The sequence below is a fragment of the Ruegeria sp. C12 genome (genome assembly GCF_056537745.1).
On sequence record NZ_JBQFSA010000003.1, the window covers coordinates 12,416 to 38,579 of the forward strand.

The 26,164-nt window shown below is 62.0% G+C and carries 26 protein-coding genes; 11 read left to right on the top strand and 15 right to left on the bottom strand.

Features of this window, described 5'->3' with window-relative positions:
- Positions 1–98: 98 nt before the first annotated feature.
- Genes ACR0C9_RS07425 through ACR0C9_RS07440 form a run of 4 tightly spaced genes read right to left on the bottom strand, consistent with a single transcriptional unit; the run spans position 99 to position 3,994 of the window.
- Positions 99–1,028 carry a metal ABC transporter permease gene (locus ACR0C9_RS07425; protein ID WP_170623185.1) on the bottom strand — a complete coding sequence of 310 codons (930 nt, stop codon included), beginning with the start codon at positions 1,026–1,028 and terminating at the stop codon, positions 99–101.
- Positions 1,025–2,230 (bottom strand): metal ABC transporter permease, encoded by a 1,206-nt coding sequence (locus ACR0C9_RS07430; protein WP_480780706.1) that lies wholly within the window; start codon positions 2,228–2,230, stop codon positions 1,025–1,027. The genes ACR0C9_RS07425 and ACR0C9_RS07430 overlap by 4 nt, the downstream gene beginning before the upstream one ends.
- Positions 2,231–2,233: 3 nt before the next feature.
- Positions 2,234–3,037 (bottom strand): metal ABC transporter ATP-binding protein, encoded by an 804-nt coding sequence (locus ACR0C9_RS07435; RefSeq protein ID WP_170631050.1) that lies wholly within the window; start codon positions 3,035–3,037, stop codon positions 2,234–2,236.
- Between the two features lie 3 nt (positions 3,038–3,040).
- Entirely contained in the window at positions 3,041–3,994 is a 954-nt protein-coding gene (locus ACR0C9_RS07440) for a metal ABC transporter solute-binding protein, Zn/Mn family (RefSeq protein ID WP_480780707.1), read from the bottom strand.
- Between the two features lie 203 nt (positions 3,995–4,197).
- Between ACR0C9_RS07440 and deoC the strand changes: the two genes are divergently transcribed.
- The 3 genes from deoC to ACR0C9_RS07455 are packed head-to-tail and all read left to right on the top strand — an operon-like array spanning position 4,198 to position 8,412.
- Entirely contained in the window at positions 4,198–5,196 is a 999-nt protein-coding gene (gene deoC, locus ACR0C9_RS07445; protein ID WP_480626596.1) for a deoxyribose-phosphate aldolase, read from the top strand.
- A gap of 47 nt (positions 5,197–5,243) precedes the next feature.
- The gene (locus ACR0C9_RS07450; RefSeq protein WP_480780708.1) at positions 5,244–7,577 is read left to right on the top strand and encodes an aldehyde dehydrogenase family protein; all 2,334 of its coding nucleotides are present in this window, start codon (positions 5,244–5,246) and stop codon (positions 7,575–7,577) included.
- Positions 7,578–7,602: 25 nt separating this feature from the next.
- On the top strand, positions 7,603–8,412 hold the full coding sequence (locus ACR0C9_RS07455) for an SDR family oxidoreductase (protein WP_170623197.1): 810 nt from the start codon (positions 7,603–7,605) through the stop codon (positions 8,410–8,412).
- A 105-nt stretch (positions 8,413–8,517) separates the two neighbouring features.
- Here the strand turns inward: ACR0C9_RS07455 and ACR0C9_RS07460 are convergent, their stop codons facing one another.
- The 8 genes from ACR0C9_RS07460 to ACR0C9_RS07495 all read right to left on the bottom strand — a co-directional run bounded on the left by ACR0C9_RS07460 (position 8,518) and on the right by ACR0C9_RS07495 (position 18,304).
- Positions 8,518–9,693 carry a S41 family peptidase gene (locus ACR0C9_RS07460; RefSeq protein WP_480780709.1) on the bottom strand — a complete coding sequence of 392 codons (1,176 nt, stop codon included), beginning with the start codon at positions 9,691–9,693 and terminating at the stop codon, positions 8,518–8,520.
- A 146-nt stretch (positions 9,694–9,839) separates the two neighbouring features.
- The gene (locus ACR0C9_RS07465; protein ID WP_170631068.1) at positions 9,840–11,150 is read right to left on the bottom strand and encodes a M16 family metallopeptidase; all 1,311 of its coding nucleotides are present in this window, start codon (positions 11,148–11,150) and stop codon (positions 9,840–9,842) included.
- Entirely contained in the window at positions 11,147–12,484 is a 1,338-nt protein-coding gene (locus tag ACR0C9_RS07470; RefSeq protein WP_480780710.1) for a M16 family metallopeptidase, read from the bottom strand. The genes ACR0C9_RS07465 and ACR0C9_RS07470 overlap by 4 nt, the downstream gene beginning before the upstream one ends.
- A gap of 80 nt (positions 12,485–12,564) precedes the next feature.
- Positions 12,565–13,080: a DUF3035 domain-containing protein gene (locus tag ACR0C9_RS07475; RefSeq protein WP_170453645.1), complete on the bottom strand. Its 516-nt coding sequence runs from the start codon at positions 13,078–13,080 to the stop codon at positions 12,565–12,567.
- A gap of 49 nt (positions 13,081–13,129) precedes the next feature.
- Entirely contained in the window at positions 13,130–13,606 is a 477-nt protein-coding gene (lspA, locus tag ACR0C9_RS07480) for a signal peptidase II (protein WP_170453644.1), read from the bottom strand.
- Positions 13,606–15,195 (bottom strand): bifunctional phosphoribosylaminoimidazolecarboxamide formyltransferase/IMP cyclohydrolase, encoded by a 1,590-nt coding sequence (gene purH / locus ACR0C9_RS07485; protein ID WP_480780711.1) that lies wholly within the window; start codon positions 15,193–15,195, stop codon positions 13,606–13,608. Before purH ends, lspA begins: the two co-directional genes overlap by 1 nt.
- 22 nt (positions 15,196–15,217) lie before the next feature.
- Positions 15,218–16,957, bottom strand: coding sequence for a heparinase II/III domain-containing protein (locus tag ACR0C9_RS07490; RefSeq protein ID WP_170623209.1), 1,740 nt, complete (start codon positions 16,955–16,957; stop codon positions 15,218–15,220).
- A gap of 90 nt (positions 16,958–17,047) precedes the next feature.
- Positions 17,048–18,304, bottom strand: a complete 1,257-nt coding sequence (locus ACR0C9_RS07495; RefSeq protein ID WP_480780712.1) for an RsmB/NOP family class I SAM-dependent RNA methyltransferase — start codon at positions 18,302–18,304, stop codon at positions 17,048–17,050.
- An 89-nt stretch (positions 18,305–18,393) separates the two neighbouring features.
- On the opposite strand from ACR0C9_RS07495, the gene ACR0C9_RS07500 reads away from it, so the two are divergent.
- Complete coding sequence (locus tag ACR0C9_RS07500) at positions 18,394–18,570, top strand: DUF1674 domain-containing protein (protein WP_170453640.1); 177 nt, start codon at positions 18,394–18,396, stop codon at positions 18,568–18,570.
- A gap of 18 nt (positions 18,571–18,588) precedes the next feature.
- Here ACR0C9_RS07500 and ACR0C9_RS07505 read toward each other — a convergent pair whose 3' ends face one another.
- Positions 18,589–19,443: a LysR family transcriptional regulator gene (locus ACR0C9_RS07505; protein ID WP_480780713.1), complete on the bottom strand. Its 855-nt coding sequence runs from the start codon at positions 19,441–19,443 to the stop codon at positions 18,589–18,591.
- Between the two features lie 97 nt (positions 19,444–19,540).
- Between ACR0C9_RS07505 and tmpA the strand changes: the two genes are divergently transcribed.
- From tmpA to ACR0C9_RS07520, 3 genes are read left to right on the top strand one after another with little or no spacing between them, the layout of a single operon-like run.
- Positions 19,541–20,677, top strand: coding sequence for a 2-trimethylaminoethylphosphonate dioxygenase (gene tmpA, locus ACR0C9_RS07510; protein WP_480780714.1), 1,137 nt, complete (start codon positions 19,541–19,543; stop codon positions 20,675–20,677).
- Positions 20,674–21,264, top strand: a complete 591-nt coding sequence (tmpB, locus tag ACR0C9_RS07515) for a (R)-1-hydroxy-2-trimethylaminoethylphosphonate oxygenase (protein ID WP_480780715.1) — start codon at positions 20,674–20,676, stop codon at positions 21,262–21,264. The genes tmpA and tmpB overlap by 4 nt, the downstream gene beginning before the upstream one ends.
- Positions 21,261–21,929: an ureidoglycolate lyase gene (locus ACR0C9_RS07520; protein WP_480780716.1), complete on the top strand. Its 669-nt coding sequence runs from the start codon at positions 21,261–21,263 to the stop codon at positions 21,927–21,929. Before tmpB ends, ACR0C9_RS07520 begins: the two co-directional genes overlap by 4 nt.
- Here the strand turns inward: ACR0C9_RS07520 and ACR0C9_RS07525 are convergent.
- Complete coding sequence (locus ACR0C9_RS07525) at positions 21,916–22,599, bottom strand: DUF2306 domain-containing protein (RefSeq protein ID WP_170453635.1); 684 nt, start codon at positions 22,597–22,599, stop codon at positions 21,916–21,918. The two genes, ACR0C9_RS07520 and ACR0C9_RS07525, sit on opposite strands and share 14 nt — an antisense overlap.
- A gap of 39 nt (positions 22,600–22,638) precedes the next feature.
- Positions 22,639–23,448 (bottom strand): 4-hydroxy-tetrahydrodipicolinate reductase, encoded by an 810-nt coding sequence (dapB, locus tag ACR0C9_RS07530; protein WP_170453634.1) that lies wholly within the window; start codon positions 23,446–23,448, stop codon positions 22,639–22,641.
- A 91-nt stretch (positions 23,449–23,539) separates the two neighbouring features.
- Between dapB and rbfA the strand changes: the two genes are divergently transcribed.
- Genes rbfA through ACR0C9_RS07550 form a run of 4 tightly spaced genes read left to right on the top strand, consistent with a single transcriptional unit; the run spans position 23,540 to position 26,160 of the window.
- A complete protein-coding gene (gene rbfA, locus ACR0C9_RS07535) occupies positions 23,540–23,935 on the top strand; it encodes a 30S ribosome-binding factor RbfA (protein ID WP_170453633.1) in 396 nt (131 codons plus the stop codon).
- Complete coding sequence (locus ACR0C9_RS07540) at positions 23,932–24,675, top strand: phosphodiester glycosidase family protein (RefSeq protein ID WP_480780717.1); 744 nt, start codon at positions 23,932–23,934, stop codon at positions 24,673–24,675. The genes rbfA and ACR0C9_RS07540 overlap by 4 nt, the downstream gene beginning before the upstream one ends.
- Positions 24,676–24,729: 54 nt before the next feature.
- A complete protein-coding gene (truB, locus tag ACR0C9_RS07545) occupies positions 24,730–25,635 on the top strand; it encodes a tRNA pseudouridine(55) synthase TruB (protein ID WP_480780718.1) in 906 nt (301 codons plus the stop codon).
- Positions 25,636–25,656: 21 nt separating this feature from the next.
- Positions 25,657–26,160, top strand: a complete 504-nt coding sequence (locus ACR0C9_RS07550) for a DUF1643 domain-containing protein (RefSeq protein WP_170623226.1) — start codon at positions 25,657–25,659, stop codon at positions 26,158–26,160.
- The last annotated feature ends 4 nt before the right edge of the window (positions 26,161–26,164 follow it).

The window sequence follows — 26,164 nt, forward strand, 5'->3', positions numbered from 1 at the left end:
ACGCGCTTGCCTAAAAGGCTTATTAAGACTGTCGCTTTGGCCGTCTTGGCAGAGTTCAGCCGATGACGTGCGGACAGCACTGGCAGGAAAACGCCAATTCACGCAGTCGTGTGCGCCCCGACCCGCGTCCGACATGGACCAAAGATTGCGGTCAGGGCCAGGATCAACCCGGACATCGTGGCGATCATGCCTGCGGCGCTGACAGCATCCGCCGCACCCAGCCAGAGCGGGCCGTAGCCCGCCAACACATAACCCGACACGGCTGAAATTACCGCAAAACCAACGCTCCACGCGATTTGGGTTTCCAGCCGGTTGGTCATCATCCGGGCCGCTGCGGGCGGGCAGATGAACATGGCGATCACGATGATCGACCCGACCGCATCAAACGCGGCGACCGCTGCAATCGCCGCCACGATCACCAGGGCCAAACCCAACGCATTGGTGCGGATGCCCATGGTGCGTGCGAACCCTTCGTCAAAGGTCGAGATTTTCAGCGGACGCCAGAACAGGAAGGTGAACAGCAGAACGCCCAGCAGAGCAATGGCGATCCGGGGCAGTTCGGGCGGCAGGCCCGCCAGCGCCTGCCAATCCCAAAGCGAGGACCAGCCGGTTGCATCCAGCCAGATCAGGCTTTCCAGATTGCCGTAAAGCGCATGTTCCACATCCAGATGCACGGTCGAAGTGTCGGTCTGCTCCAACAACAGCACGCCCGCTGCAAACATGGTGGTAAAGACCACGCCCATGGCGGCCCCCGGTTCGATCTGACCCAGCCGCCGGATCGCCTCGATCAGGATCACGGCCACAATCGCCGCGCCCGCCGCGCCCAGCATCATGGGCCAGGTCGAAATCGCTCCGGTCACCAGAAAGGCCACGACAATGCCGGGCAGGACCACATGGCTGATTGCATCCCCGATCAGGGCCTGTTTGCGCAGCACCAGAAAGTTGCCGGGCAGCGCGCAGGCAATGGCCGCAAAGGTACCGATCAGCAGCGGCGTCAGGGACAGGGGGACAAATTCCTCACCGCTCATGCCGGAACCTCCTGCGGGTTGCCGATCCGGCGGTCGATGTCAGCGATCTGGTCGCGGGTCAGCACGGTTTCAATGTCGCGCAACCCGTCATAGAGCGCCGCCGTCGCCTCATGCGCTTGGTCCGCGCGCACGATCTCCCACCGTTTTTCGTCACGCAGGGCCTTGGCGGCGCGGGCCTTTCCGGCCTCGGTCGCCACCCCGTCGGCGCGGACCAGATCGGCGCGGCGCAGCAGGCGCAGGGTCAGCGGTTCGTAGATCTTTTGACCCTGCGCCAAGGCCAGCAACCCCTGACGGATGTGAACGCGGCGCTGGAAACGCAGGTGACGCAGCACAGCCGCCAACACACCGCGCACCGGCGCAAAGAATAGCGACAGGACAAAGAAGCCGAAACTGACCAGAACGATGATCGGCCCGGTCGGCAGATTTGGTGCGGTCGCCGACAAAGCGGCCCCGATATAGCCCGCCAAACCACCTGCCAGACCGGCCAGCAGCACCACCCGATCCGACCGTTCCGACCAGAACCGGGCCGTGACCGGAGGGATGATCAGCAAGGCCACAATTAGGATCAGGCCGACGATCTTTAGACCAACCACAGTCACGGCCATCACAAGGCCCATCATGGCAAGATCGATGCGATGCACCGGCAGCCCTCGGGCTGCTGCGTATTCGGGATCGAAGGCAACCAGAGTCATAGGGCGGCGCAGGATCAGAACCAGTACCAGCGTCGCCGCGCCACCGATGGCGATGATCAAGGCATCCGCCCATAACATCCCGGCGGTCGAGCCCAGCAGGAACCCCTCAAGCCCCGCCTGACGGCCAACGCCCATGGTTTGAACGACCGTCAGCAGGACGATGCCAAAACCGAAAAACACCGACAGGACCGCGCCAATCGCGGCGTCCTCGGCCAGGCGCGTGTGGCGGGTCAGCCAGTTCATACACAGCAGGCCAATCCAGGCCGAGACCGCAGATCCGGCCAGCAGACCCAGCAGATTGCGCCCATCCCCGCCCAACGCCACCAGCACCATGAAGGCCAGACAGACGCCCGGCAGGGTCGCATGGCTGATCGCATCGCTGACAAGTGCACGTTTGCGCAGAAACAGGAAAGTCCCGGTCACTCCTGCCGAGACGCCCAGCAAACTCGCACCGATGGCAACCAGCGTGGCGTTATAGCCAAGCTGCAGACTCAGAGCATCCCAGAGCATGTGTCACCCCAGCGCGCGCGAAATCTGGTCGATTTGCGCGGTGGCCAGACGGCCCCCATAGGCGGATTGCAGGGTTTCGGCGGTAAACGCCTCGGCTACCGGGCCTTCGGCAACCTTGCGAGTGTTGATCAGGAAGACATGATCGAAATAATCGGTGACGGTGGCCAGATCGTGATGCACGACCACGACGGTCTTGCCCGCCTCTTTCAGCGATTTCAGCACCGCGATGATGGCCTTTTCGGTTGCCGCATCAACCCCGGCAAAGGGTTCGTCCAAAAGATACAGGTCAGCGTCCTGCGCCAGCGCGCGGGCCAGAAACACACGCTGTTGCTGCCCCCCCGAAAGCTGCCCGATCTGACGATCCGCAAAATCGCGCATGCCCACGCGGTTCAGGCAATCCATCGCCGCCGCCTTGTGGCGCGCACGGACCCGGCCCAGCAAGCCCAGCTGCCGTGACAGGCCCATCAGCACCACATCAATCACCCGGGTCGGAAAGTCCCAATCGACACTGGCCCGCTGCGGCACATAAGCGATCCGGGCACGCTGCGCCTCAAGCGGTTCGCCAAACACCGTTACCCGGCCCGACAAAGGGGACACGATCCCAAGCGCTGCTTTCAGCAAGGTCGATTTCCCGGCCCCGTTCGGGCCGATAATGGCTGTCATGGCCCCGGACTGAACGGTCATGTCCACCGAAAAGACGGCAGGTTTCTGCCCGTAGGAAACGGTCAGACCCCGAATGGCCAACGGGCTGTCGCCTATGCTGTGCTCAACGACCGAAACACCCTTATCTGTGGCCAGTTCAAGCATCGCTCAGAACCCCGCCGACAATCTGCCGTTCAAGCCGCGTTCCGGTACATCGGCCCCCAACGCCCCGCCAATCACCGTGATGTTGTGATCCAGCATGCCGACATAGGTGCCCTCATACGTGCCCGGCTCGCCCATTGCATCCGAGTACAATTCGCCACCCACAGTCACCTCATGACCCTTGGCCGCAGCCCCTTCGATCAGCGCGCGCATCGAGCGGTCAGAGACCGAACTTTCCACAAAAACAGCGGTCAACTGGCGATCCACCAACGTATCGACCAGTTCTCCGATCCGGTTCAAACCAGCTTCGGACTGGGTCGAGATGCCCTGAACGCCCATCACCTCGTAACCATAGGCCGCGCCGAAATAGCCAAAGGCATCATGGGCTGTGACCAGCACGCGGTTGTTTTCAGGGACAGCGGTCAAAACCCGATCAGCATAGGCTGTCAAAGCCTCCAGTTCGGCCAAATGCGCGGTTGCGTTAGCGGCGAAAACCTCTGCCGCTTTGGGGCGCGCCTCGGTCAGTGCTGCCTGAACCTCGGTCACGACATCGCCCCAAAGGGTCGGGCTCATCCAGACATGCGGGTCGTATTTGTCGGCGTAATCGTCATGGGCGCGCAGCTTGGTCTTGTCGATGCCTTCGGCCACCGCGATCACGGTCTGTTTGCGTCCGAGATCGCCGAAGAAATCTTCCATCTGCGCTTCGAGGTAGAGACCATGCCACAGCACAAGATCGGCACGGGTCATCGCAACGATGTCACTGCGGGTCTGGCGATAGGCATGCGGGTCGACGCCGTGGCCCATCAGGCCTTTCACCTCGACCTGATCGCCACCCACCTGTCGCACGGCATCCGCGATCATCCCGGTGGTGGCGACAACTTTCAGCGGTGCCTCCGCCCATGCGGCGAACGGCATCGATGCGGCAAAAGCCATGGCAGCAAGAAAACTGCGACGAATCATGTTCAGACCCCAGATTAGGTTCCGTGTTGAGATTGAATATGAGAACCATTCGCAACTAAGTCAACGCAATTGCGAATTATTCGCAACAAAACCTGCGATTATTTTTCCAAATGGTCAAAAAATTTGCACCCAAGCGCACCTGATACCTTCCATTTGCGGGCGTCCCGTGCGATTTTGGCGCAAACCTCCCAAAGGACGTGATGATGGATACGCAGAGCTCAGAAAGCCCCGTGCGCACCGCGCATCTGCCGCAAGTGACCGAACCCAGAAACCCCGGTATGGAGCTTGATCTGGACTGGGTCCGCGCGGTGCAGGCCAATACCTCGGCCATTGAACGGCGCGCGGCGACCCTGCCGGGTCGGCGGTCGGTGAAGAAAGAGTATCAGGCGGCGTGGCTGCTGAGGGCGATCACGATGATCGACCTGACCACCTTGTCGGGCGATGATACGGTCGGCCGCGTGCGCCGCCTGTGCGCCAAGGCGCGGCAGCCGGTTGCGTCGGCCACACTGCAGGCGCTGGACATGCCACCGATCACCACCGGGGCCGTTTGTGTCTATCACGACATGATCGACACGGCGGTTCAGGCGCTGGAAGGCACCGGTATTCCCGTCGCGGCGGTTTCTACCGGCTTTCCCGCCGGATTGTCGCCCTTCCACCTGCGCGTGGCCGAGATCGAGGAAAGCGTCAAAGCCGGGGCCGAAGAGATCGACATCGTCATTTCACGCCGTCAGGTCCTGTCGGGGGACTGGCAGGCATTGTATGATGAGATGAAGGCGTTCCGCGTGGCCTGTGGCGATGCCCATGTCAAAGCCATTCTGGCGACCGGCGAACTTGGGTCGCTGCGCAACGTCGCCCGCGCCTCGCTGGTCTGCATGATGGCGGGGGCGGATTTCATCAAGACCTCGACCGGCAAAGAAAGCGTCAACGCCACCCTGCCCGTGTCGCTGGTGATGATCCGGGCGATCCGGGATTACTATGACCGCACCGGATATCGCGTTGGCTACAAGCCTGCGGGTGGGATTTCCAAGGCCAAGGACGCGCTGGTCTACCTGTCGCTGATCAAGGATGAGCTGGGCGACCGCTGGCTGGAACCCGACCTGTTCCGCTTTGGTGCATCGTCACTGCTGGGCGATATTGAGCGGCAGTTGGAACACTATGTGACCGGGGCTTACTCGGCTGGGTACAGACATTCCATGGGCTGAGCCCGTGGACAGGTCTGGACAGCGAGTATTTGGGAAAAGATGAAGCAATGACAGTCAAAGAGATTTTCGAGACCATGGACTACGGCCCCGCCCCCGAAAGCGCTGCCGAGGCGCTGGCCTGGCTGGTCGATCAGGGCGACACGTTCGGCCACTACATCGATGGGGCCTTCACCAAGACCGGCAAAGGCTTCGACAGCCGCAATCCGGCGACCGGAGAGGTTCTGGCCAAGCTGACGCAAGCCAAACAGGATGACGTGGACGCCGCCGTTGCTGCCGCCCGCAAGGCGCAGCCCAAGTGGGAGAAGCTGGGCGGCGCTGGCCGCGCGCGATACCTCTATGCCATAGCGCGGCTGCTGCAGAAACATTCGCGCCTGTTTGCGGTTCTGGAGAGCATGGATAACGGCAAACCGATCCGTGAATCGCGCGACATCGACATCCCGCTGGCGCAGCGGCATTTCTATTACCACGCAGGCATGGCGCAGTTGATGGAAAGCGAATTGCCCGATGCACAGGCTTTGGGCGTGTGCGGTCAGATCATCCCGTGGAACTTCCCGCTGCTGATGCTGGCATGGAAGATCGCGCCCGCGCTGGCGATGGGGAATACGGTGGTTCTGAAACCGGCCGAATATACCTCGCTGACCGCTTTACTGTTTGCTGACATTTGCTCGCAGGCTGGGCTGCCCAATGGTGTGGTGAATATCGTCACCGGCGATGGGGCTGTGGGTGAGATGATCGTGGCCGCAGACGTGGACAAGATCGCCTTTACCGGATCGACCTCGGTGGGGAGGCGCATTCGCGAGGCGACGGCAGGTTCCGGCAAGGAACTGACGTTGGAGCTGGGCGGCAAGTCGGCTTACGTCGTGTTCGATGACGCCGACATCGATTCCGCCATCGAAGGTCTGGTGGACGCGATCTGGTTCAATCAGGGTCAGGTCTGTTGTGCCGGCTCCCGCCTGCTGGTGCAGGAAGGCATCGCCGACCGTTTCCACGAGAAGCTACGCTCCCGCATGGACGGGTTGCGCATCGGCGATCCGCTGGACAAGTGCATCGACGTCGGCGCGGTTGTGGACCCGGTGCAGTTGCAGACCATCAAGGGCATGGTCGAAAGCAACACGGTGGGCCATGTCCATCAGGCCGCCTGTGACCTGCCCGCAAATGGCTGCTACTACCCGCCGACGCTGATTTCGGGGCTGGAGACCTCCGATCCGCTGATGCAGGAGGAGATTTTTGGCCCGGTGCTGGTGTCCTCGACCTTCCGCACGCCGGAAGAGGCGGTGGAACTGGCCAACAACACCCGCTATGGGCTGGCGGCGACGGTCTGGACCGAGAATGTGAACCTCGCGCTGGATATCGCGCCCAAGCTGGTTGCGGGTGTGGTCTGGGTGAACGCGACCAACCTGTTCGATGCTGCGGCCGGGTTCGGCGGGGTGCGCGAAAGCGGCTTTGGTCGTGAAGGCGGCTGGGAAGGTCTGACGGCCTACACCAAACCCAAGGGCAAGGCCAAACCTTTGGCCAAGGTCGAGGCGGCGACCGGCGAAGGCACTCCGGTCGATCCCATCGACCGCACCGCCAAGATGTATGTGGGTGGCAAGCAGGCGCGGCCCGATGGCGGCTATTCGAAACCTGTCTGGGGCAAATCCGGCCTGCTGGGCCATGTGGGTCTGGCCAATCGCAAGGATGTCCGCAACGCGGTTGAGGCTGCGGCGGGGGCCAAAGGCTGGTCCAAGACCACCGGCCATCTGCGGGCGCAGATCCTGTATTACATCGGCGAGAACCTCTCGGCCCGCGCCGGTGAGTTCGCCGCGCGGATCGACGCCATGACCAGCAAAAAGGACGGCGCGAAAGAGGTCGAAGCCTCGATCCAGCGCCTGTTCACCGCTGCCGCCTGGGCCGACAAATATGACGGTCAGGTGCATGGTGTGCCGATCCGGGGCGTTGCCATTGCGATGAAAGAACCCGTTGGCGTCATCGGTGCGCTGTGCGCGGATGAGGCACCGCTACTGGGTCTGGTCTCGGCCATGGCCCCTGCGATTGCGATGGGCAACCGGGTGGTTCTGGCGGCGTCCGAGCCCTATCCGCTGGCGGCGACGGATTTCTATCAGATCCTCGAAACCTCGGACGTGCCCGCTGGCGTGGTCAACATCCTGACCGGCAGCCATGCGGAACTGGCGAAACCGCTGGCCGCACATCTGAACGTGGATGCGGTCTGGTCCTTCTCATCCACCGATCTGTCGGCGCAGATCGAGGCGGCATCAGCCGGGAACCTGAAACGCACATGGGTCAATAACGCGACGGCAGTCGATTGGGGCGTAGACCATTCCCGCCGCTTCCTGCAAGCTGCGACCGAGGTGAAGAACATCTGGGTGCCCTACGGCGAGTAGGGCTCCCGCATCACGGGAGGCCCATTTGGATTTTTCAGGACAAACCGTCATCGTCATCGGCGGCACCAGCGGCATCAACCGAGGCATTGCCGAGGCGTTTGCCGCCTCGGGGGCCAAGCTGGCCGTCGCCAGCCGGTCTCAGGAGAAGGTGGACGATACTGTTGCCGCATTGAAAGAGGTCGGTGCGGCGGGTGCCATCGGCGCGGCCTTTGACGTGCGCGACCCGGATGCGGTGGCCGAGGGGTTGAAACAGTTCCACGAGGCGTTCGGGGATTTCGACGTTCTGATCTCAGGCGCGGCGGGCAACTTCCCGGCGCTGGCCTCTGAAATGTCGGTCAATGCGTTCAAAACCGTGATCGATATCGACCTGATGGGCACGATCCATGTGATGAAAGGGGCCTATCCCTACCTCAAGCGCCCCGGCGCGAGCATCATCAATATCTCGGCCCCGCAATCCTATCTGCCGTATGAGGGCCAGTCGCATGTTTGCGCCGCCAAGGCAGGGGTCGATCAGATCACCCGCACCTTGTCGATGGAATGGGGGATCGAGGGCATCCGTGTGAACTCGGTCGTACCGGGCTTTATCGAAGGCACCGAAGGCGCCAAACGCCTGACGCCATCGGACGGCGCACATGAAGAGATCCGCAAAGATGTGCCGCTGGGCCGCTGGGGTCAGCCGCAGGATGTGGCCAACGCGTGCCTGTTCCTCAGCTCGGACATGGCCAGCTATATCAGCGGCACGGTTCTGGCCGTTGATGGCGCACTGTATCAGCGCGGCTCGGGCAAGTTCGGGCAGATGATGGGCGACATGCTGCGTAGCATGAAAAAGGGCTGAACCCCTTACAAGACGCGCAGCAACGTCCAAAGTAACCCGAGGCGCAACGCTCTTACAAAACGGAGCAGCCTCGCAGAAATCTGCGGGGGGCTTTCTGCGGTTCGCCTAATTGCTTACGCTTTTGAGAACTTGTTGATGGAACGCGCCTTGTGCATCCACATCAGTAGGTCTTACCACCCATTCCCTATCCAATTTCAGTGCTCCTGCGGGTACGATTTGCCGCGCGATCTCGGGCGGTGTGGTGTCGTCATACGTTCCGTTCTGCCAGTCGTGAAAGGCTGAAGAGTATCGCACGACCGCCTCGCTGGTCGGCAACTCCAGCATCCCGCCCTCGGCAAAGAATACCAACCCATCGCCCATTTCTTCCCCAATGAGTTTGAGCCTGTTTCCCAAACGATGTTTGAGGATGGCAACAAACACGATCGCGGCAGAGAACGTGAATTTGTCGACAAGCACAACGACCTGCTTGCTTGCGCTTTGCGAGATTGCGTCGATCAACGGCATCGTCAGAAGAAAATTGCCGCCAGTGTTTCCGCGAACGTCAATTAAGAGTGTTTTGTTTGAGCAGGCACCTACGCGGTCCGCTGCATCTGAAATGGCTTCAGGCAGATCACGTTCGCCCGGATCAAAGAAACTTGGCAACAGAATTGAAAGCCCAAGTTCGTGCCAGTCCTTTATGTTCACAAAGGTTTCGGGTTCCCATGCCGGATCAGCCCTGCCATGCTCGTTTCTCGGGTAGAGCGTTGATGCAGGAACCCTGGACCCGTTCTCTAGTTTGACATCGGTTATCTGCCCATTCTCGTCCTGCACGCGATACTCGGTCGTATCGTCCTCTGAGGCAAAACCCAAGCGAGCCAGAGCATAAGGCCACGCAAGAAGGATCGATCCGATGACCCGTTTCCTTTGGCGCGTTCCCGCCAGAAAACGTCTTGAGGCGGCTTCGATTTGCCCCAAAGGTGCGCCGTTGACGGCAATCAACTCTCCTCGTGGCGCTGCTATTTCTGGTGTTGCACCAACCAAATGGTAACCCGTCCCGACGCTTACAAACCTCAGCGGAAGCACCGAGATTGCATCGTTTGGAATCAACCGCGTGTGTCCGTTGTCGGGAAGCGCCAAAAGGCGCATCGCGGAAAACAGAAAATCCTCTTTGGACCCCTCGAAAGCGCATCGTCGGGTGTCACTGATACAGTTATCTATTACTGTTTGTTCGATCCGCCGAAAGCTGGGATCGGTCGGCAGGGCAGTTTCCAATATTTGCGCAAAGTCTTGCGTCAGCGACATACGTCACGGTGCGCAGAACTGATGGACGATGTCCAGACTGGGCTCTGCGCTGACACCAAGATCCAGAAGATCTGGCGGACCGCAGAGCCGCTGCCCCTTAAACAGCAACACTTCTGGTAGGAAACCGGGTCCGGGTCATCCCTGACTCAATTTGTGGTATCCAAACCCACTGGTTTTCCCACCACGGTGAAATGCAGGCCCTCGGGGTCCAGCAGTTCGCTGGCGACGCGGTTCACATCCTCAAGCGTCACGGCGTTTACCTTGTCGTTGCGGGTGGCGATGTAGTCGATGGGTAGGCCCTGCATCTGCATCCCGACCATGATCCCGGCGATTTGGCCATTGCCATCAAAGCGCAGCGGATAGGCGCCGGTCAGATAGGTCTTGGCGTCGTCCAGTTCCTTCTGGGTCACGCCCTCGTCCGCGGCGCGGGCCCATTCAGCGCGGATCACCTCGACCGCTTCGGCAATACGGTCATTGGCCGAAGACACCGATCCAAGATAGACCGAGGCCAGATCCTTGGGCACCAGATAGGTTGCCACCCCATAGGTCAGACCCCGCTTTTCACGGACCTCCTGCATCAGGCGGCTTTCGAAGCCGCCGCCGCCCAGAATGTGGTTCAGAATAAAGGCGGGGAAGAAATCCGGGTCGTCGCGATCCATGCCTTCATGGCCAAACAGGGCCACGGATTGCGGCGTGTCGAACTCGACCACGCTGATCCCGCCCTCGATCGTCACATCGGCCTTGCCGGGGATCGGCTTTCCGGTGTCCGGCAGATCGGCCAGCAGATTGTCCAGCAGCGCACCCAATTCCTCGGCTGTGATGTCTCCGACCGCGCCGACATACAGACGGTCCTTGGCGAAGACATTGCCATAGGCCTCGACCACATCATCACGGGTCAGGGCCGAGACGCTTTCGATGGTGCCCTTCCCTTCGGACCCATAGGGATGATCGCCATAGGCCATGGCAGAGAAATTGCGGCCCGCAATGTCATTGGGGTCGGTCGCGTCCGACCGCAGCCCCGACACAATCTGCGCTTTGACCCGATCCACTGCGTCCTGATCAAACCGGGGCTCGTGGATGGTGGTCCGCAACAGATCCGTCACCTCATCCCGGTTTTCGGTCAGAAACCGGGCCGAGATCGAAACGCTGTCATCCGAGGCGTTGTAGCTGAACGATGCGGCCAGAGCCTCCAATTCACGCGCATAGGAGCGCGAATCCATGTCTCCCGCACCTTCTTCAATCAGCCCACTCATCAGGTACACGGCCCCGCGCTTGTCGGGGTCGTCCAGCGATGTCCCGCCGCGAAAGCGCAGTTCCAGCGCTGTAAAGGGGATCGAATGATCCTCGACCAGCCAGGCGGTGATGCCCCCGGGCGAGGTGACCTCTTTGATCTCGATCTCGGCCCAGGCCGGTACAGCGAACAAAAGCGCGATCAGGGGGGCAAAAAACCGTTTCATTGCGTCACCTCATCTTCGCGCATCAGCCAGCCGGTGACCGACGCCTCGCGTTGCAACACGTCGCGCGCGGCGGCGATGATCTCATCGCCCGTCACCGCTTGCAGAATATCAGGCCAGGCCTGCACGTCCTCGACCGTCAGACCACTGGTCAGGGCCCGGCCATAGCGGTTGCCGATGCCGTCCACATTGTCGCGCGCATAGATCTGAGACGCGCGCAGCTGCATCTTGATCCGATCCAGATCCTCTTCGTTCACGCCCTCGGCGATGAAATCGGCCACGGCCTGATCCATGGCATCCTCGGCCTCTTGCAGGGACACGCCTTCGGCTGGAACCACCAGCAGATCAAAGGTCGTGTCATCCAGCGAAACCCCGCGGTAGAAGGACCCGGCATAGACGGCGATCTGCTGATCCAGTTGCAGCTTTTCATTCAAGTAAGAGGTCGTGCTGCCCCCCAAAAGCTCCGCCAGCAGAAACAGGGCCGCCGCCGTTTCCTGTGCGCCCGTATCGCGTTCAGGGGCCAGATAGCTGCGCTGCACATAAGGCTGCGCCACGCGCGGGTCCTTGAAGGTCAGGCGGCGTTCGGCAGTGTGCGGCGGTTCTTGCGACCGCACGCGTTCGGGCAGGTCCGGGTTGGCCGGGATCACGCCATAGTACTTTTCGGCCAGCGCCCGCACCTCATCCGAATCCACATCCCCGGTCACGACCAGAATGGCGTTGTTGGGCGCATAATGGGTTTCGTAGAAGGACAGCGCGTCCTCCATATCCAGCGTCTCCATCTCGTGTTTCCAGCCGATGATCGGTACGCCGTAGCGGTGGTTCAGGTACTGGGCCGCGTTCATCTGCTCGCCGAACAGGGCGCGCGGATTGTTCTCGGTGCGCTGGTTGCGTTCTTCCAAAATCACGTCGCGCTCGGTCAGGATGTCATTTTCCGACAGGCGGATATTGCGCATCCGGTCCGCCTCCATCCGCATCATCAGTTCAAGCCGGTCGGCGGCGACGCGCTGGAAATAGGCGGTATAGTCATACGAGGTGAAGGCGTTGTCATTGCCGCCATTGGCCGCCACGGTGGCCGAAAACTCACCCGGGGCCAGCGTGTCCGTGCCCTTAAACAGCAGATGTTCCAGAAAATGCGCAACACCGGACGAGCCGACGGGTTCATCGGCAGACCCCGCGCGATACCAGACCATATGTTGTACGACCGGGGCGCGGTGATCTTCGATCACCACGACGTCCATGCCGTTGTCCAGCGTGAAGGTTGTAACCGCCTCTTCCTCGTCAGCAAAAAGGGGCGTCGCGGCGATCAGGGCAGCCGACAGGGCAAGGGCCCGAACCATGGGGCATCCTCCGTTTCGTTATCCGACTAAAACTACGGTGGTGCGCGGCAGGTTCAAGGGAGATGACAGAAAGTTAAGAATTATTCATCCGGCGGTGACGACGGTGTCTCAAACCCTGCGCGGCGGGCGGCTTCGGTTTCAGCCTGCGGGTTGATCGACTGCCGCTCATAGACCTGTGCGTAACGATCCACAGGGAACAGGCGCAGGCCGGTCCAACGGCCGCGGCGTTTGCGGAACGCATCATCTTCGGCCTGAACCACCTGACGCGTATCTGGCGGCACACCGTAACGGCCCGATGCAGCCACCAGCGCGGCATCAGACGAAGGAACCGCCCCGTTCGGGTTCAGCGCGCCAGCGTTTCCGCCCAGCGCCGCAACCACATCAGCCTGCGGGTTCGGATCGGTCAGGTTGCCCCCACCCGGAGTGGGCGCAGGCAGGAACGCATAATCCTGTGGCTGTGTCAGCGGTTTGACCGGCAGGACCGAGAATTCATCGGGCCCCTGCCCCGGCGGTTCCAGCGTGCGCAAACCAGAGTTCGAGCACGCCGCAACAGCGACGGCAAAGATCAAAGCAATTGGGGCGCGCGACAACCGCATCAGAGTCTCCAGCCTGTTTGGGCCGTTTTATCGCATATCCTTGGGCGCGTCACGAGGGCTTTTTTCCATCGAACAAAACCAGCCCGATCGCGCCCGCAAAGACGAAAACATCCGCCAGATTAAAGACATAGGGGTTGTTGATGCCGCAACACGACATGTTCAGGAAATCGAGAACAAAGCCATACAGCACCCGATCCACCACATTCCCCAAGGCCCCGCCGATCAACAGACCGCCGCAGATCAGCATCAGTTTCGACGGCGTGGTACGCCGCAGCCAGACAAAAACGGCAACACAAATGGCAATCGAAATGCCGATCAAAACCCAGCGCGCGGCATCGGAATCGCCCTGAAACAGGCCGAAATTGATGCCGCGGTTTTCGCCGTATTTGAACACCACCAAGGGCGGCAGCACATCGATACCGCCGGGCTGTTCCGCCACGCGCATGACACGAACGACCAGAAACTTGCTGATCTGGTCGATCGCGATGGCCAAAAACGCGGCCCAGTAGAACAGCCGATACGACATCAGTGACGGAAGTGACGCATGCCGGTGAAGACCATGGCCAGACCGGCCTCATCCGCCGCCGCGATCACCTCATCATCCCGCATCGAGCCGCCGGGTTGGATGACGCAGGTTGCACCGGCTTGCGCCGCCTCCATCAGACCGTCAGGGAAGGGGAAGAACGCATCTGAGGCCACGGCGGAGCCGATGGTCAGCGGCTGAGGCAGGCCCAGCGCGTCGGCCATGCGCTCGGCCTTCTTGGCCGCAATGAGCGCCGAGTCCACACGGCTCATCTGCCCAGCGCCCACGCCCACGGTCGCGCCGTCTTTGACATAGACGATGGCGTTGGACTTGACGTGTTTCGCCACTTTCCACGCAAACAGCAGGTCGCGCATCTGGTCCGTGGTCGGGGCTTTCTTGGTAACAACCTTCAGGTCATCCATGCCGACAAAGCCGTTGTCCTTGTCCTGCACCAGCAGGCCGCCCGCCACCTGACGCACGGTCTTGCCGCCGGTGGTCACATCCGGCAGCGCCTCGGTCGTCAGCAGGCGCAGGTTTTTCTTGGCGGCAAAGATCGCCTTGGCCTCATCCGAGGCACCGGGGGCGATCACAACCTCGGTGAAGATGCCGGTGATTTCCTGCGCGGTTTCGGCATCCAGCGGCTGGTTCAGCGCCACAATGCCACCAAAGGCCGAGGTGCGGTCGCAGTCGAACGCAGCCTTGTACGCCTCAAGCAGCGTCGCGCCCTTGGCCACGCCGCACGGGTTGGCGTGTTTGATGATGGCGCAGGCGGCACCTTGCGCTGGATCGAACTCGGCCACCAGCTCAAAGGCAGCGTCTGTGTCGTTGATGTTGTTGTAGCTCAGTTCCTTGCCCTGATGCTGCACGGCGGTCGCCACACCGGGGCGGTTCGTACCGTCGGTATAGAACGCCGACTGCTGGTGGCTGTTCTCGCCATAGCGCAGGGTCTGTTTCAGCTCACCGGCAAAGGCGCGGCGGCGCGGAGCCTCGGCCGCCAGCGCATCGGCCATCCAGTTCGACACGGCCGCGTCATAGGCGGCGGTGCGGGCATAGGCCGTCTGCGCCAGATTTTGCCGGAAAGCGTAAGAGGTCTGACCCTCATTCGCCTCCAGCTCGGCCAGCAGGGCGTCATAGTCCTGCACATCCACCACCACATTGACGAAAGCGTGGTTTTTCGACGCCGCGCGGATCATCGCCGGGCCACCGATATCGATATTCTCGATGCAGGTGTCATAGTCGGCACCTTTGGCCACGGTGGCCTCAAACGGGTAGAGGTTCACCACCAGCAGATCGATGGCACCGATACCGTGTTCATCCATCGCGGCGACGTGGCTGTCATTGTCCCGCAGCGCCAGCAGGCCCCCATGCACCATTGGGTGTAGGGTTTTCACCCGGCCATCCATCATCTCGGGGAACCCGGTGATCTCGCTCACGTCCTTCACGTCCAACCCCGCATCGCGCAGCGCCTTGGCGGTGCCGCCGGTCGATAGCAGTTCAACCCCGCGCTCGGCCAGTGCCTTTCCCAGATCAATCAGACCGGTCTTGTCGGATACGGAAAGCAGCGCGCGGCGCACGGGGTGAAGGTCGGTCATGGGTCCAAAGGTCCTTTTGGCGTCAGTCAAACTCGGGCTCGTCCCGGTGAATGTCGCGCACGGCATAGGCAGTATCCTGCGCCTTGCTCAACATCCACTGGATGCGCGTCGCATACTCCATTGCGCGGCCAGATAGAACGATCTGTTTTGTCGCGCGTGGCTTCAGGCGGCCTTTTTCAAGGTAAACGCTTGGCTCGACAGACAATTTTCCAACGCCATCGTGGCGGAACACCCAGATCTCACCGCTTTTGAGCGCCATCGACACCGCCGCACCGCCCAGATCAATGGCCGCATCGACGTCCGGGTGCAGGTGAAAACGGATGTCAAACCCGATACCCGAAAGGCCGGATGCGTCCAGCGCCCTGTCAAACTGCCGCTTGGCTTTGTCGGTTGCGGTCAGCAGAATATCTTCGCCAGTCAGTTCTCGCCCGTCAAAACGCAGCTCGTATGTGCGGGCATGGGTCAGACCGAAGGTTTTGGCATAGCCGTCATGCCCGGCCATAAAGCGAATACCTTCGAATGCGTCTTCGAACTCAACCGGAACCTCGCGTGGGGCGTCCACCAGCGCCTGATGCTCGCTATCTGGTGTCGGCTTGGCCAATCTTGCGCTGGAATAACCGTCCAGACACAGCGTCGAATGGGACGGGGTCGCCCGACCCGCCCGCCGCCAGTCCAGCCCGAAACTGGCCCCGGACCCGCAATTCACGATCAAAGGGCGACGGCCCGAGGTCACCTCAAACGCCAGTGTCGAGGCATGGGCGTTCAGTGACGCGGCCCCTGTCGGCGGAGAGCTTGCATCGACAATCACAGTCGTCCGCGCGGCGGACAGCCTTGCATAGCCCATCGGCAATTCGGTCGCGGCCTTATGCTTGACCCCGCTTTGCGCCAGCGCCTGTTCCAGCCGACCTTCGACCCCACGCCCGCCGCCGTGGAACCGGGCCAGCGCCCCGTCCGCGTGGCGCAAGCTGCGCAGCGTGGGGGCGATCCGCTTGATGGCATTGGCCTGCGCCACCGGCGTGCCCCGCCCCACATCGTTCAGCGCGGCCGAGGTCCAGCTGAGCAGAGTGAACACCTCAAGCAATTCCTCCGGGTTGCGGGTGGGAATGCCGCCCTGGGCGTCCACCTGACGTTCACATTCGCGGGCCAAAGCACGCAGGGCCGGATCGGCCATTGCCTCAAGCCCTTCCAGCGCCAGTCCGGATTGCACCAGACCGGCCAGCGCCTCGAACCGTGGCAGGCCCGGCGTGGCGGCCTGCCAGCGTTTCGACAGGAACCAGGTTTGTTGCGCAAGGGATCGGAAGAACAGCTTGCTGTGCTTGTCATCAACGCCGCGTAACAGAAAGATCGCGTGGTTGATCCAGCGCATGACCCGCCGCCCGGTCAGGTCCGGCACCCATCCCGGACCATGGCCACGCCCATGCGCCTCGATCCAGCCCCAGACCCAGCGCTGCGCCTTTTCCCGCGCCCGCATGTCACCGACAGCAGCCAGATCGTCCAGCCATGCAAAACCGTGGCGCTCATCGTCAAATCCCACGCTGGGGGCTGCGACCTCCCACAAGCCGGTATCCTGTGCCTCGACCAGATAACCGGCGAACAGCAGGTTCCCGGCGACCAGTTGGCGGCCTCGGGCGAAGGACCCGACAGTGCGTGGTTCGGGCTGCGATACAAACCCCGTGACCGCCTTTTGCCGCTGGCTCAGGCGCGCGTAAAAACGGTTCTGAAACCGCATCCACCGGCTGGTCATGGTGTCCGTTTCTGACATGACGCGTGTTTCTCTGCCCCTTGCGCTCTGCTGGCGCTTGAGACCCAACGATAGACCGTGCCGATCGTCAAGTCATCGAAAAGCGTGTGCTCAGGCGGATTTGGTGAGGCAGGCGATATAGAACCCGTCCATACCACCAAGATCAGGCCAGTAATCGGGGCGCAGACGCAGGCCACCTTCTTCGGTGATCCAGTCCGGCTCGACCCCGTCGATGTTCAGCGCGTCGCGGTTTACGGACATGTCCGGGAACATATCCCGCGCCTCTTCGACCTGCACCTCGCCTTCGTCGGGCAGCAGCGAACAGGTGCAATAGACCAGCCGCCCGCCGGGTTTCAGCAGGGTCCAGGCATGAGCCAGCATCCGGGCCTGCAATTCGATCAGCCCTCCGAACTCGGAACCGTCCTTGGCAAAGGGCAGGTCGGGGTGGCGGCGGATGGTGCCGGTGGCGGAGCAGGGCGCGTCCAGCAGGATGGCGTCATATTGCCCCTGATGATCCAGCGCGTCGCCTGCGATGACATTTGCCTTCAGGCCGGTCCGCGCAAGGTTTTCGCGGACGCGTTCCAGCCGTCCTTCCGAGATATCCAGTGCCGTGACCTCGGCCCCTGCAGCGGCCAGTTGCTGCGTCTTGCCGCCCGGTGCGGCGCAGAGGTCCAGAATTTTCTCACCGGCATTGGGTGCCAAAACGAGCACCGGAAGGGCTGCTGCTGCATCCTGAACCCACCAATCGCCCGTGTCGAACCCCGGCAGGGCCGACACCTGCCCCGCATCCCGCACTCGCATCGACCCCGTTGGCAGAGCGTCACCGGGTCCGCTCGCACCGGGTTTCAGCGACAAGTCCAGCGGCGCACCGGCAAAATGGGCCTGTTCCATGCCCGCAACGGCCTCGGCCCCCCAGGCCATAACCAGCGGGTCGCGCAGCCATTCCGGCAAACGCGGCACCCGCATCTTCGGCCAGGCCTCCGGGCCTTCGGCGGCGACTTTGCGCAGCACCGCGTTGACCAGACCCTTGAGGCGCCCATGCTTGCGCGACCGGCCCACAATCTCGACCATGGAATTGACCACGCCATGCGCGGCCTCACCGTGACACAGCTCAACCGCGCCCAAACGCAATGCGTTGTGAACGGTCAGGGCAGGCGTCCGGTTCAGGTGATTGTCCAGCAGCCGGTCCGCACGCTCCAACCCGCGCAGGGTTTCCAGCGTCAGGCGCTGCGCCCGCGCGCGATCCTCGGGGTCCAGCCGGTCCAGCGCACCTGCGGCCAGACATTCGGACAGCAGCCGCCCCTCTCCCAGAATCTGATCCAGCAGATAGATCGCGCTGCGTCGCGCTGCCGTTGCGTTGTCGGACATGAAACCGCCTTTGATGTGACCCTCGCCCGCATTGCCAAGGGCGGACGGGGGCGTATATCAAGCCCCTGCACGGAAAGGAACCCGATGTCATGAGTGACGACCGCAAAGACCTGCCCCCCGCCGCCCAGCGCGCACTGGCCGAGGCCGAGGAACGCCGCAAACAGGCCGAGGCAAAAGAGTTGCCCAAGGAATTGGGCGGGCGCGATGGCCCCGACCCGGCCCGCTATGGCGATTGGGAGAAAAAGGGCATCGCCATAGATTTCTAGAGTCAGGACCCTAGGCGCTCAACCCCGTAGCGCCTGAAGAAAATCACCAATCAGGGCGCGTTGTTTTTTCGATTTGGCCCGGTCCTCGGGCCATGTCAGACAATAGCCATCTTTGGTCTGCAACTCGGGCAAATCCAGCCTGCGCAGCCGACCCGCCTGCAAATCCGCTTGCGCAAGAGGCACCGAGCCCAGCACCACGCCCATCCCCTGACGGGCTGCGGAAAGGGCATGTTCCATCGAATCGAAACTGATCTGTGACGGGGGCAATTCCGCCGGATCCGTCTTCCGCGCCCAGTCGCGCCAACCGGGCCGTTCGCCGCGCAGATCAATCAGCGGTACGCCCCAGCCGATACCGGGCGCGGCCATCGGCACCAGCACCTCAGGCGCGATCAACTCCGCATCCCGCCCCGGCCACGCCCCGCGACCATAGCGGATTTGCAGCCATGTCCGTTCCTCATCCAACGAGGATCGACGCGCCACGGAATCGGTCATCACCCGCACCTTGGGTTGCATATCCTGAAACCGAGGCAGCGCAGGCAGGACCAGCGCATGGATGTTCGAGGCCAGCCCGGCCACCCGCAATTCACGCGGAGATTTGCCGAACAGATCCTCGGTATTGCGTTCCAGCGCCTGCAAACTGTCCTGCACCAACGGCAGATAGCTTTCGCCTTCCACCGTCAGCGACACACCCCTCGCCTCGCGCACGAACAGGGTCCGGCCCAGCCACGCTTCAAGATTGCCGATCCGCTGGCTGACTGCCGCCTGAGTCAGGCCGAACTCTTCCGCCGCTGCCGAGAAGCCGCCCAGCCGCCCGGCGGCCTCGAACACGCGCAGCCAGTCCAGCGGGGGCAATCCGATCTTTTTCTTAGCCATAAGTTTTTCCAAGCCTCAGCCGAAAGAAGGATTAATTGTCGTAATGCCACGAGGCGCGTATTTCCTCAACCAAAGCCGCGCTGAACAGGAGATCCCCATGCTGCGCACCGCCACCCATGACACCTCGGTCGTGACTGTCGCGTTCGACACCGGCACCACGGCCCGTTTCCACGCCATCTGGCTGCGCGACAACGCGCTGGACTCTGAAACCCGCGCGCCGGGCAATGGCCAGCGCCTGATTACCATCGGTGATATTCCCGCCGACATTTCGGTCAGCGCCGCCGAAGTCGCCAATGGCGATCTGACCGTGACGTTCCAGCCCGAAGACAAAACCGTCACCTTCCCCGCCACCTGGCTGGCCGATCACAGCTATGACCGCGCCCATGCGCAAGACATCGGCCGCACCGCCCCCGGCATCACCACCTGGGAACGCGGCATAGCCGCGCCCAGCGGCGATTGGGATCAGGTCCACGCCAACCCCGAAGCCAAGCGCGGCTGGCTGGCCGCCGTCGCGGAATACGGTTTCGCCAAGCTGACCGGCGGCCCGACCCAGCCGGAATCGCTGCTGAAAGTGGCCGATCTTTTCGGCTATGTGCGCGAGACCAACTATGGCCCCTATTTCGAGGTCCGGACTGAGGTGAACCCGACCAACCTCGCCTATACCGGGCTGGGTTTGCAGGCGCATACCGACAACCCATACCGCGACCCGGTGCCGACGCTGCAAATACTCTATTGTCTTGAGAACTCAGCCGAAGGTGGCGATTCCATCGTCGTCGACGGCTTCCGCGCCGCCGAAAAGCTGCGTGAACAGAACCCCGAAGGTTTTGCCCTGCTGGCAGGCTATCCCGCCCGGTTCGAATACAAGGGCTCGGACGGCGTCTGCCTGCGCTCGCGCCGCCCGATGATCGAGTTGTCGCCGGATGGGGAACTGATCGCCATCCGCTTCAACAACCGCTCATCCGCGCCGTTCGTGGACATCCCGTTCGACCAGATGGAGGCCTATTACGCCGCCTATCGCCAATTGGGCGAGATCATCGACGATCCGGCCATGGGCGTGTCGTTCAAGCTGGAACCGGGCGAAAGCTTTATCGTCGATAACACCCGCGTCCTGCACGCGCGTCTGGGCTATTCCGGCACAGGCTCGCGCTGGTTGCAGGGCTGCTACGCCGACAAGGACGGGTTGCTGTCCACACTGGCAGCGATGGAGATGGCACAGCCGGAGGCCGCGGAATGAAACCGGATTTTTCGACCCTGAACCGGGACAATATCGTGGCCTTCATCGGTGACATCTTCGAGCGTCGCGGTGGTGAGGAATATCTGGGCGAACCCGTCACCATGGCCGAACACATGCTGCAAGGTGCCACCATCGCCGAGCAGAACGGCCAGCCCGAGGAAATCATCGTCGGCGCGCTGCTGCATGATATTGGTCATTTCACCTCGGAATTCGGCACCTATCACCCCGACGACACCGAAGACCGCCATCACGAGGACGCGGGGGCCGAGGTGCTGGAGCAGTTCTTCCCCTCGGTCATCACCGATTGCTGTCGCTATCACGTGGCGGCCAAACGCTATCTCTGCGCCACCAAACCCGAATATTTCAACCGCCTGTCTGCCGCCTCGGTCCATACGCTGGAATTGCAGGGCGGCCCGATGAGCGCCGAGGAAGTCGCCGCATTCGAGGCCAACCCGAACCTGAAGGAAATCATTCAGGTGCGCTATCTGGACGAGGTCGGCAAACGCGCCGATATGGAAACGCCCGATTTCGCCCATTTCGCGCCGATGGTGCAGCGCATGGTCGATAAACATCTGGGGTCGGCATGAGTGCGCCGGAATATATATTTGAGGCCAGTTCCAAACCCTCGTTGCCGTGGCATGAGGTTCCGTTGATCCGCGCCACCGATACGTCGGTCAAAGGCTATGGCTGTCTGGTCGATGACCCCGACACATTCGAAATCGAGATAACCCGCTGGCCGCAGCAAGGCTGGCGGCCCATCGACGAGGGCACCGGCGACGAAGGCGGGTGGGTGGAGGGCACGTTCAAATGCGACTGGCAGGGCGATGTGCTTTATGGTGAGAACGAGGCGGTCAAGGGCCACTATGTCCTTGGCTGGTCCGCTGACCCTCTGCAGGCACAGACTGACCGGCAAACCGCGCCCCGCGATCAGGTCTTGCTGTGGCACATGAACTATCATCCCGATGGCGGCCAGATGTTCTGGCCACTGGACAACAAGCCATTCATCGTGCCCGCCGCCCTGCCCGGCGACAACCTAACGCCCGACAAGGTTGTGGCATTCTGGTGCGACGGCTCACGCGGTCTCTATATTCATCCTGGCATTTGGCACGAGGGGATTTTCCCGGTCGAAGACCACCAGCGGTTCCTCGACCGACAGGGACGGGTTCATGCCCGCGTCAGTGCAGATATCGGGAAAGAGTTCGGCGTCTATCTGGCCTGCCCCTTGCGGGCGGGTAAGATCAGGGATGTGTGACCAGCACTCCTTCATGGCCCGAACGCTTACGCATGATCCATATCTGAACGATCAGCAGATAGGGTACAAAGAACGCAAAGTTCTGCACCAGATCGAAAGGGCCCGAGAAATCGGGCTCTGACCCAATCCCTCCGGTCAGCAGATACCAAAGCGTATAATGCACCCGGTAGAGCCACGACCCCAGCGCCAGCCAGAACAGTCGTAATCCCCAGGCCCAATGGCCCGCGCGATCCCGAATGATCGCCATGCGCGCCAACATCAGCGCCGAGGTAAACAGGCACAGGCCGTACAAGAAAAAGCCCGCGGACATATCCGGGCCGCCGATTGTTCCGCGCAAGGGGATATAGGTCATCCCGGCCAGCCCGGTGATCAGAGCCAGCGCAATCAGCATCGTCCCCAATGCACGGTGAAACCCATTGAACCTCTGCCGAAGGGGGCGGATCAATTGCAAGGGCACCAGCGTCACCAACACCGTTCCGGCAAAGATATGCAGAATCATCGCCGCGTTTCCGACGCTCTGACCGTCCGCAAACAAATAGCTTTGCGCGGGCGCATTGTGCGACAGCCCAAGGCCGATCATTCCGAACCCATGCACCACAAACGGCAGCAGCGTCAGATAGAACACTGCCAACAACAATCCGATTGCCAAACGAGATTTCAGGATCCGCATAAGCAGACCTTAGCGCCTTAGGGCGATCCGTCTATGGGCCTACAACCCCAACACATCCACCATGTCATACTGACCCGGCGCTTTGCCCTGCCCCCACAGCGCCGCCTTCAGCGCGCCGCGGGCAAAGATGGCGCGGTCCGAGGCCAGATGGCGCAAGACGATGCGCTCTCCGGGTGCGGCGAACAGGACGTCGTGTTCGCCAACCACATCTCCGCCGCGAATGGCGTGAAAGCCGATATCGCCGCGTTTGCGCGCGCCGGTGATGCCGTCGCGGCCCCGGTCGGACACATCGTTCAGCTTGACGCCGCGCCCCTCGGCGGCGGCCTCGCCTAACATCAGCGCGGTGCCCGAAGGCGCATCGACCTTGTGGTGGTGATGGCCTTCTATGATCTCGATGTCGAAATCCTCATCCAGCGCAGCGGCGACCTTTTTGGTCAGTTGCATCAACAGGTTGACGCCAAGGCTCATGTTGCCCGCCCGCACGATGACCGCATGGCGCGAGGCCGGTTCCAGCGCCGCGATCTGTTCGTCTGTCATGCCGGTGGTGCCGATCACATGCACGCAACGCGCCTGTGCGGCCAGTGCGGCAAAATCCAGCGTCGCCTCGGGCGCGGTGAAATCGATCACGGCCTGCGCCTGCGCGAATGCCTCCAGAGGGTCGTCCGTTACAGTCACGCCCAATGCCTGACCGCCCATCGCTTCACCGACGTCCTGACCGATCCAGTCGTGGCCTTTACGCTCGACCACACCGACCAGACGCGCCTGATCGCTATCAGACACGGTCTTGATCAGCATCTGCCCCATACGGCCCGAAGCCCCTGTGATGACGATCCCCGGAATATGGGTCATTGCGCTGGTCCTTTTCGCTAAGTCGGCTCAAAGCCTCCTACCCCGTTCGCGCCTGCTTGGCAAAGCCCTGCTTTGCGCTTAGATCGGGAATATGGCAAAGAACAAATTCCACGATGGCCCCGGCCCGTCCCAACGGCAACTGCGTGTCGGCGAACTGATCCGCCGCACCCTGTCCGAGGTTCTGGCGCGCGGAGATGTCCACGACCCCGACCTGAACCGCATGTCGATCACAGTGGGTGAGGTGCGCACCTCGCCCGATCTGAAGATCGCCACCGCCTATGTGCTGCCCCTTGGCGGCAAAGGGCAGGAGGACGTGATCGAACTGCTGGCCCGCAACAAGGGTGAGCTGCGGCGCGTGATTGGCAAGAAGCTAAACCTGAAATTCTCGCCCGATCTGCGGTTCCGTCTGGACGACACGTTTGACCGTCTCGACGACACCCGCCGCATGTTCGAACAGGACGCGGTGCGCCGCGATCTGGACGAGTGATCCGCACCCTTGTCACGTTGGGCGCTGTCATGTGGGCGGCGCAGGCGGGCGCGGTGACCTGCGAAAAGCTGACCCATGAGGACAAGCGGTATACCGTCTGCGAAGTGGACACCGCCAATGAAGACCTGCGCCTGTTTCTGAATGATGAAAACGGCGCGGTGCTGGGGCATTTTTCATCCGTGAACGAAGCGCTTGCGCCCAGCGGTAAGCAACTGGCCTTTGCGATGAACGCGGGCATGTACCACGACGACCGCTCGCCCGTCGGGCATTATGTCGAAGAGGGACACGAGCAAATGCGCGTGATCCCGAATGCAGGCCCCGGCAATTTCGGCCTGTTGCCCAACGGCGTATTCTGCATCCGTGACGGTCGCGCCGATGTGTATGAGACATTGACCTATGTCGATCAGGCCCCCGATTGCCGGTTCGCCACCCAGTCCGGCCCGATGCTGGTGATCGACGGAGAACTGCATCCGCGTTTCCTGCCCGATTCGACCTCGCGCTATGTGCGCAACGGGGTGGGCACCAGCGCCGATGGCACCCGGGTGGTGTTTGCGATCTCGGAGGATTACGTGACCTTTCACGAGTTCGGCAGCCTGTTCCGCGATGTGATCGGCACCCCGAATGCGCTGTTCTTCGATGGCAATATCTCTCGCATGTATGACCGGGCGGGCGGGCGCTCGGATCTGGGGTTCTCGCTGGGGCCGATTGTGGGTGTGGTGGAAGATACGCCCGCAAATTGACAGCGGCAATTCGATCCGCTAACCCGCGCGCCTCAGCAAAAGGCAAGGTGCAAGATGGGACGCAAACGCAAGGGCCGCGACATTTCCGGTTGGCTGGTGGTGGACAAGCCTGCGGGCATGACCTCGACATCCGTAGTCAACAAGGTGCGTTGGGCGATGGATGCCAAAAAGGCGGGCCATGCGGGCACGCTGGACCCCGAGGCAACCGGCGTTCTGGCCGTGGCTTTGGGTGAGGCGACCAAGACCGTTCCTTACATCACCGACGCCTTGAAAGCCTACACCTTCACCGTGCGTCTGGGTCAGGCCACCAATACCGACGATGCCGAAGGCGAGGTGATTGCGGAAAGCGATGCACGCCCCTCGGATGACGATATCAAACAGGCGCTGGCTCCGTTTCTGGGCGACATCATGCAGGTGCCGCCCAAGTTCTCAGCCGTGAAGATCGACGGACAGCGCGCCTATAAGCTGGCCCGCGATGGCGAGGATGTGGAACTGTCTGCCCGGCCCCTGTGGGTCGAGGAACTGGTGGTGGTCGACCGCCCCGACGAAGACCACGTGGTGCTTGAGATGACCTGCGGCAAAGGCGGCTATGTCCGCTCGATCGCGCGCGATCTGGGTGCAGCGTTGGGATGTTACGGCCACGTCAAGGAACTGCGCCGCATCTGGTCCGGCCCGTTCGAGGCCGAAGATGGCCTGGCCATCGAACAGATCGACGAGATGGCCAAGACCGAGGCACTGGACGAGTACCTGCATCCGCTGGAAACCGGCCTGTCGGACCTGCCCGAGCTGAAATGCACCCCCGAGGGTGCCACCCGCCTGCGCAACGGCAATCCGGGCATGGTGCTGGCGTCGGACGTGGAATATGGCGACGAAGCCTGGGCCTCGCTCGATGGCAAGGCCGTGGCCGTGGGCATCTACAAATCCGGCGAATTGCATCCCAGCCGGGTGTTCGTCGCCTGAACGCTGTGCTAGCCGAAAGACATGATCACACGCACCCATACCAAGGGCGACGCGCCCTCGACCGCCATCTATTCGGATTGCGAGAAGTATCGCTATAGCCTGACCCGCGTTTGGAATGCGGCGGGGCGCAAGGCGCTGTTTGTGATGCTGAACCCCTCAACCGCGACCGAGGTGCAGAACGACCCAACGGTGGAACGCTGCGAACGCCGCGCGCGGGCGCTGGGGTTCGGGGCGTTTCAGGTGACAAATATCTTTGCCTGGCGCGACACCGACCCGCGCAAGATGCGCGCCGCTGCCGATCCGGTGGGGCCCGAGAATGACGCCGCGATTCTGGACGGCGTACAATGGGCCGATCAGGTGATCGCCGCCTGGGGCACCCATGGCGCGCATCTGGAACGCGGCCCGGCGGTGGAAACCCTATTGCGCGGCTCAGGCCAGCCTCTGTTTCATCTGGGGCTGACAAAGGACGGGCACCCCAAACACCCGCTTTATATCGCATACACCCAGCAGCCCGAGGCGTGGTGACAAA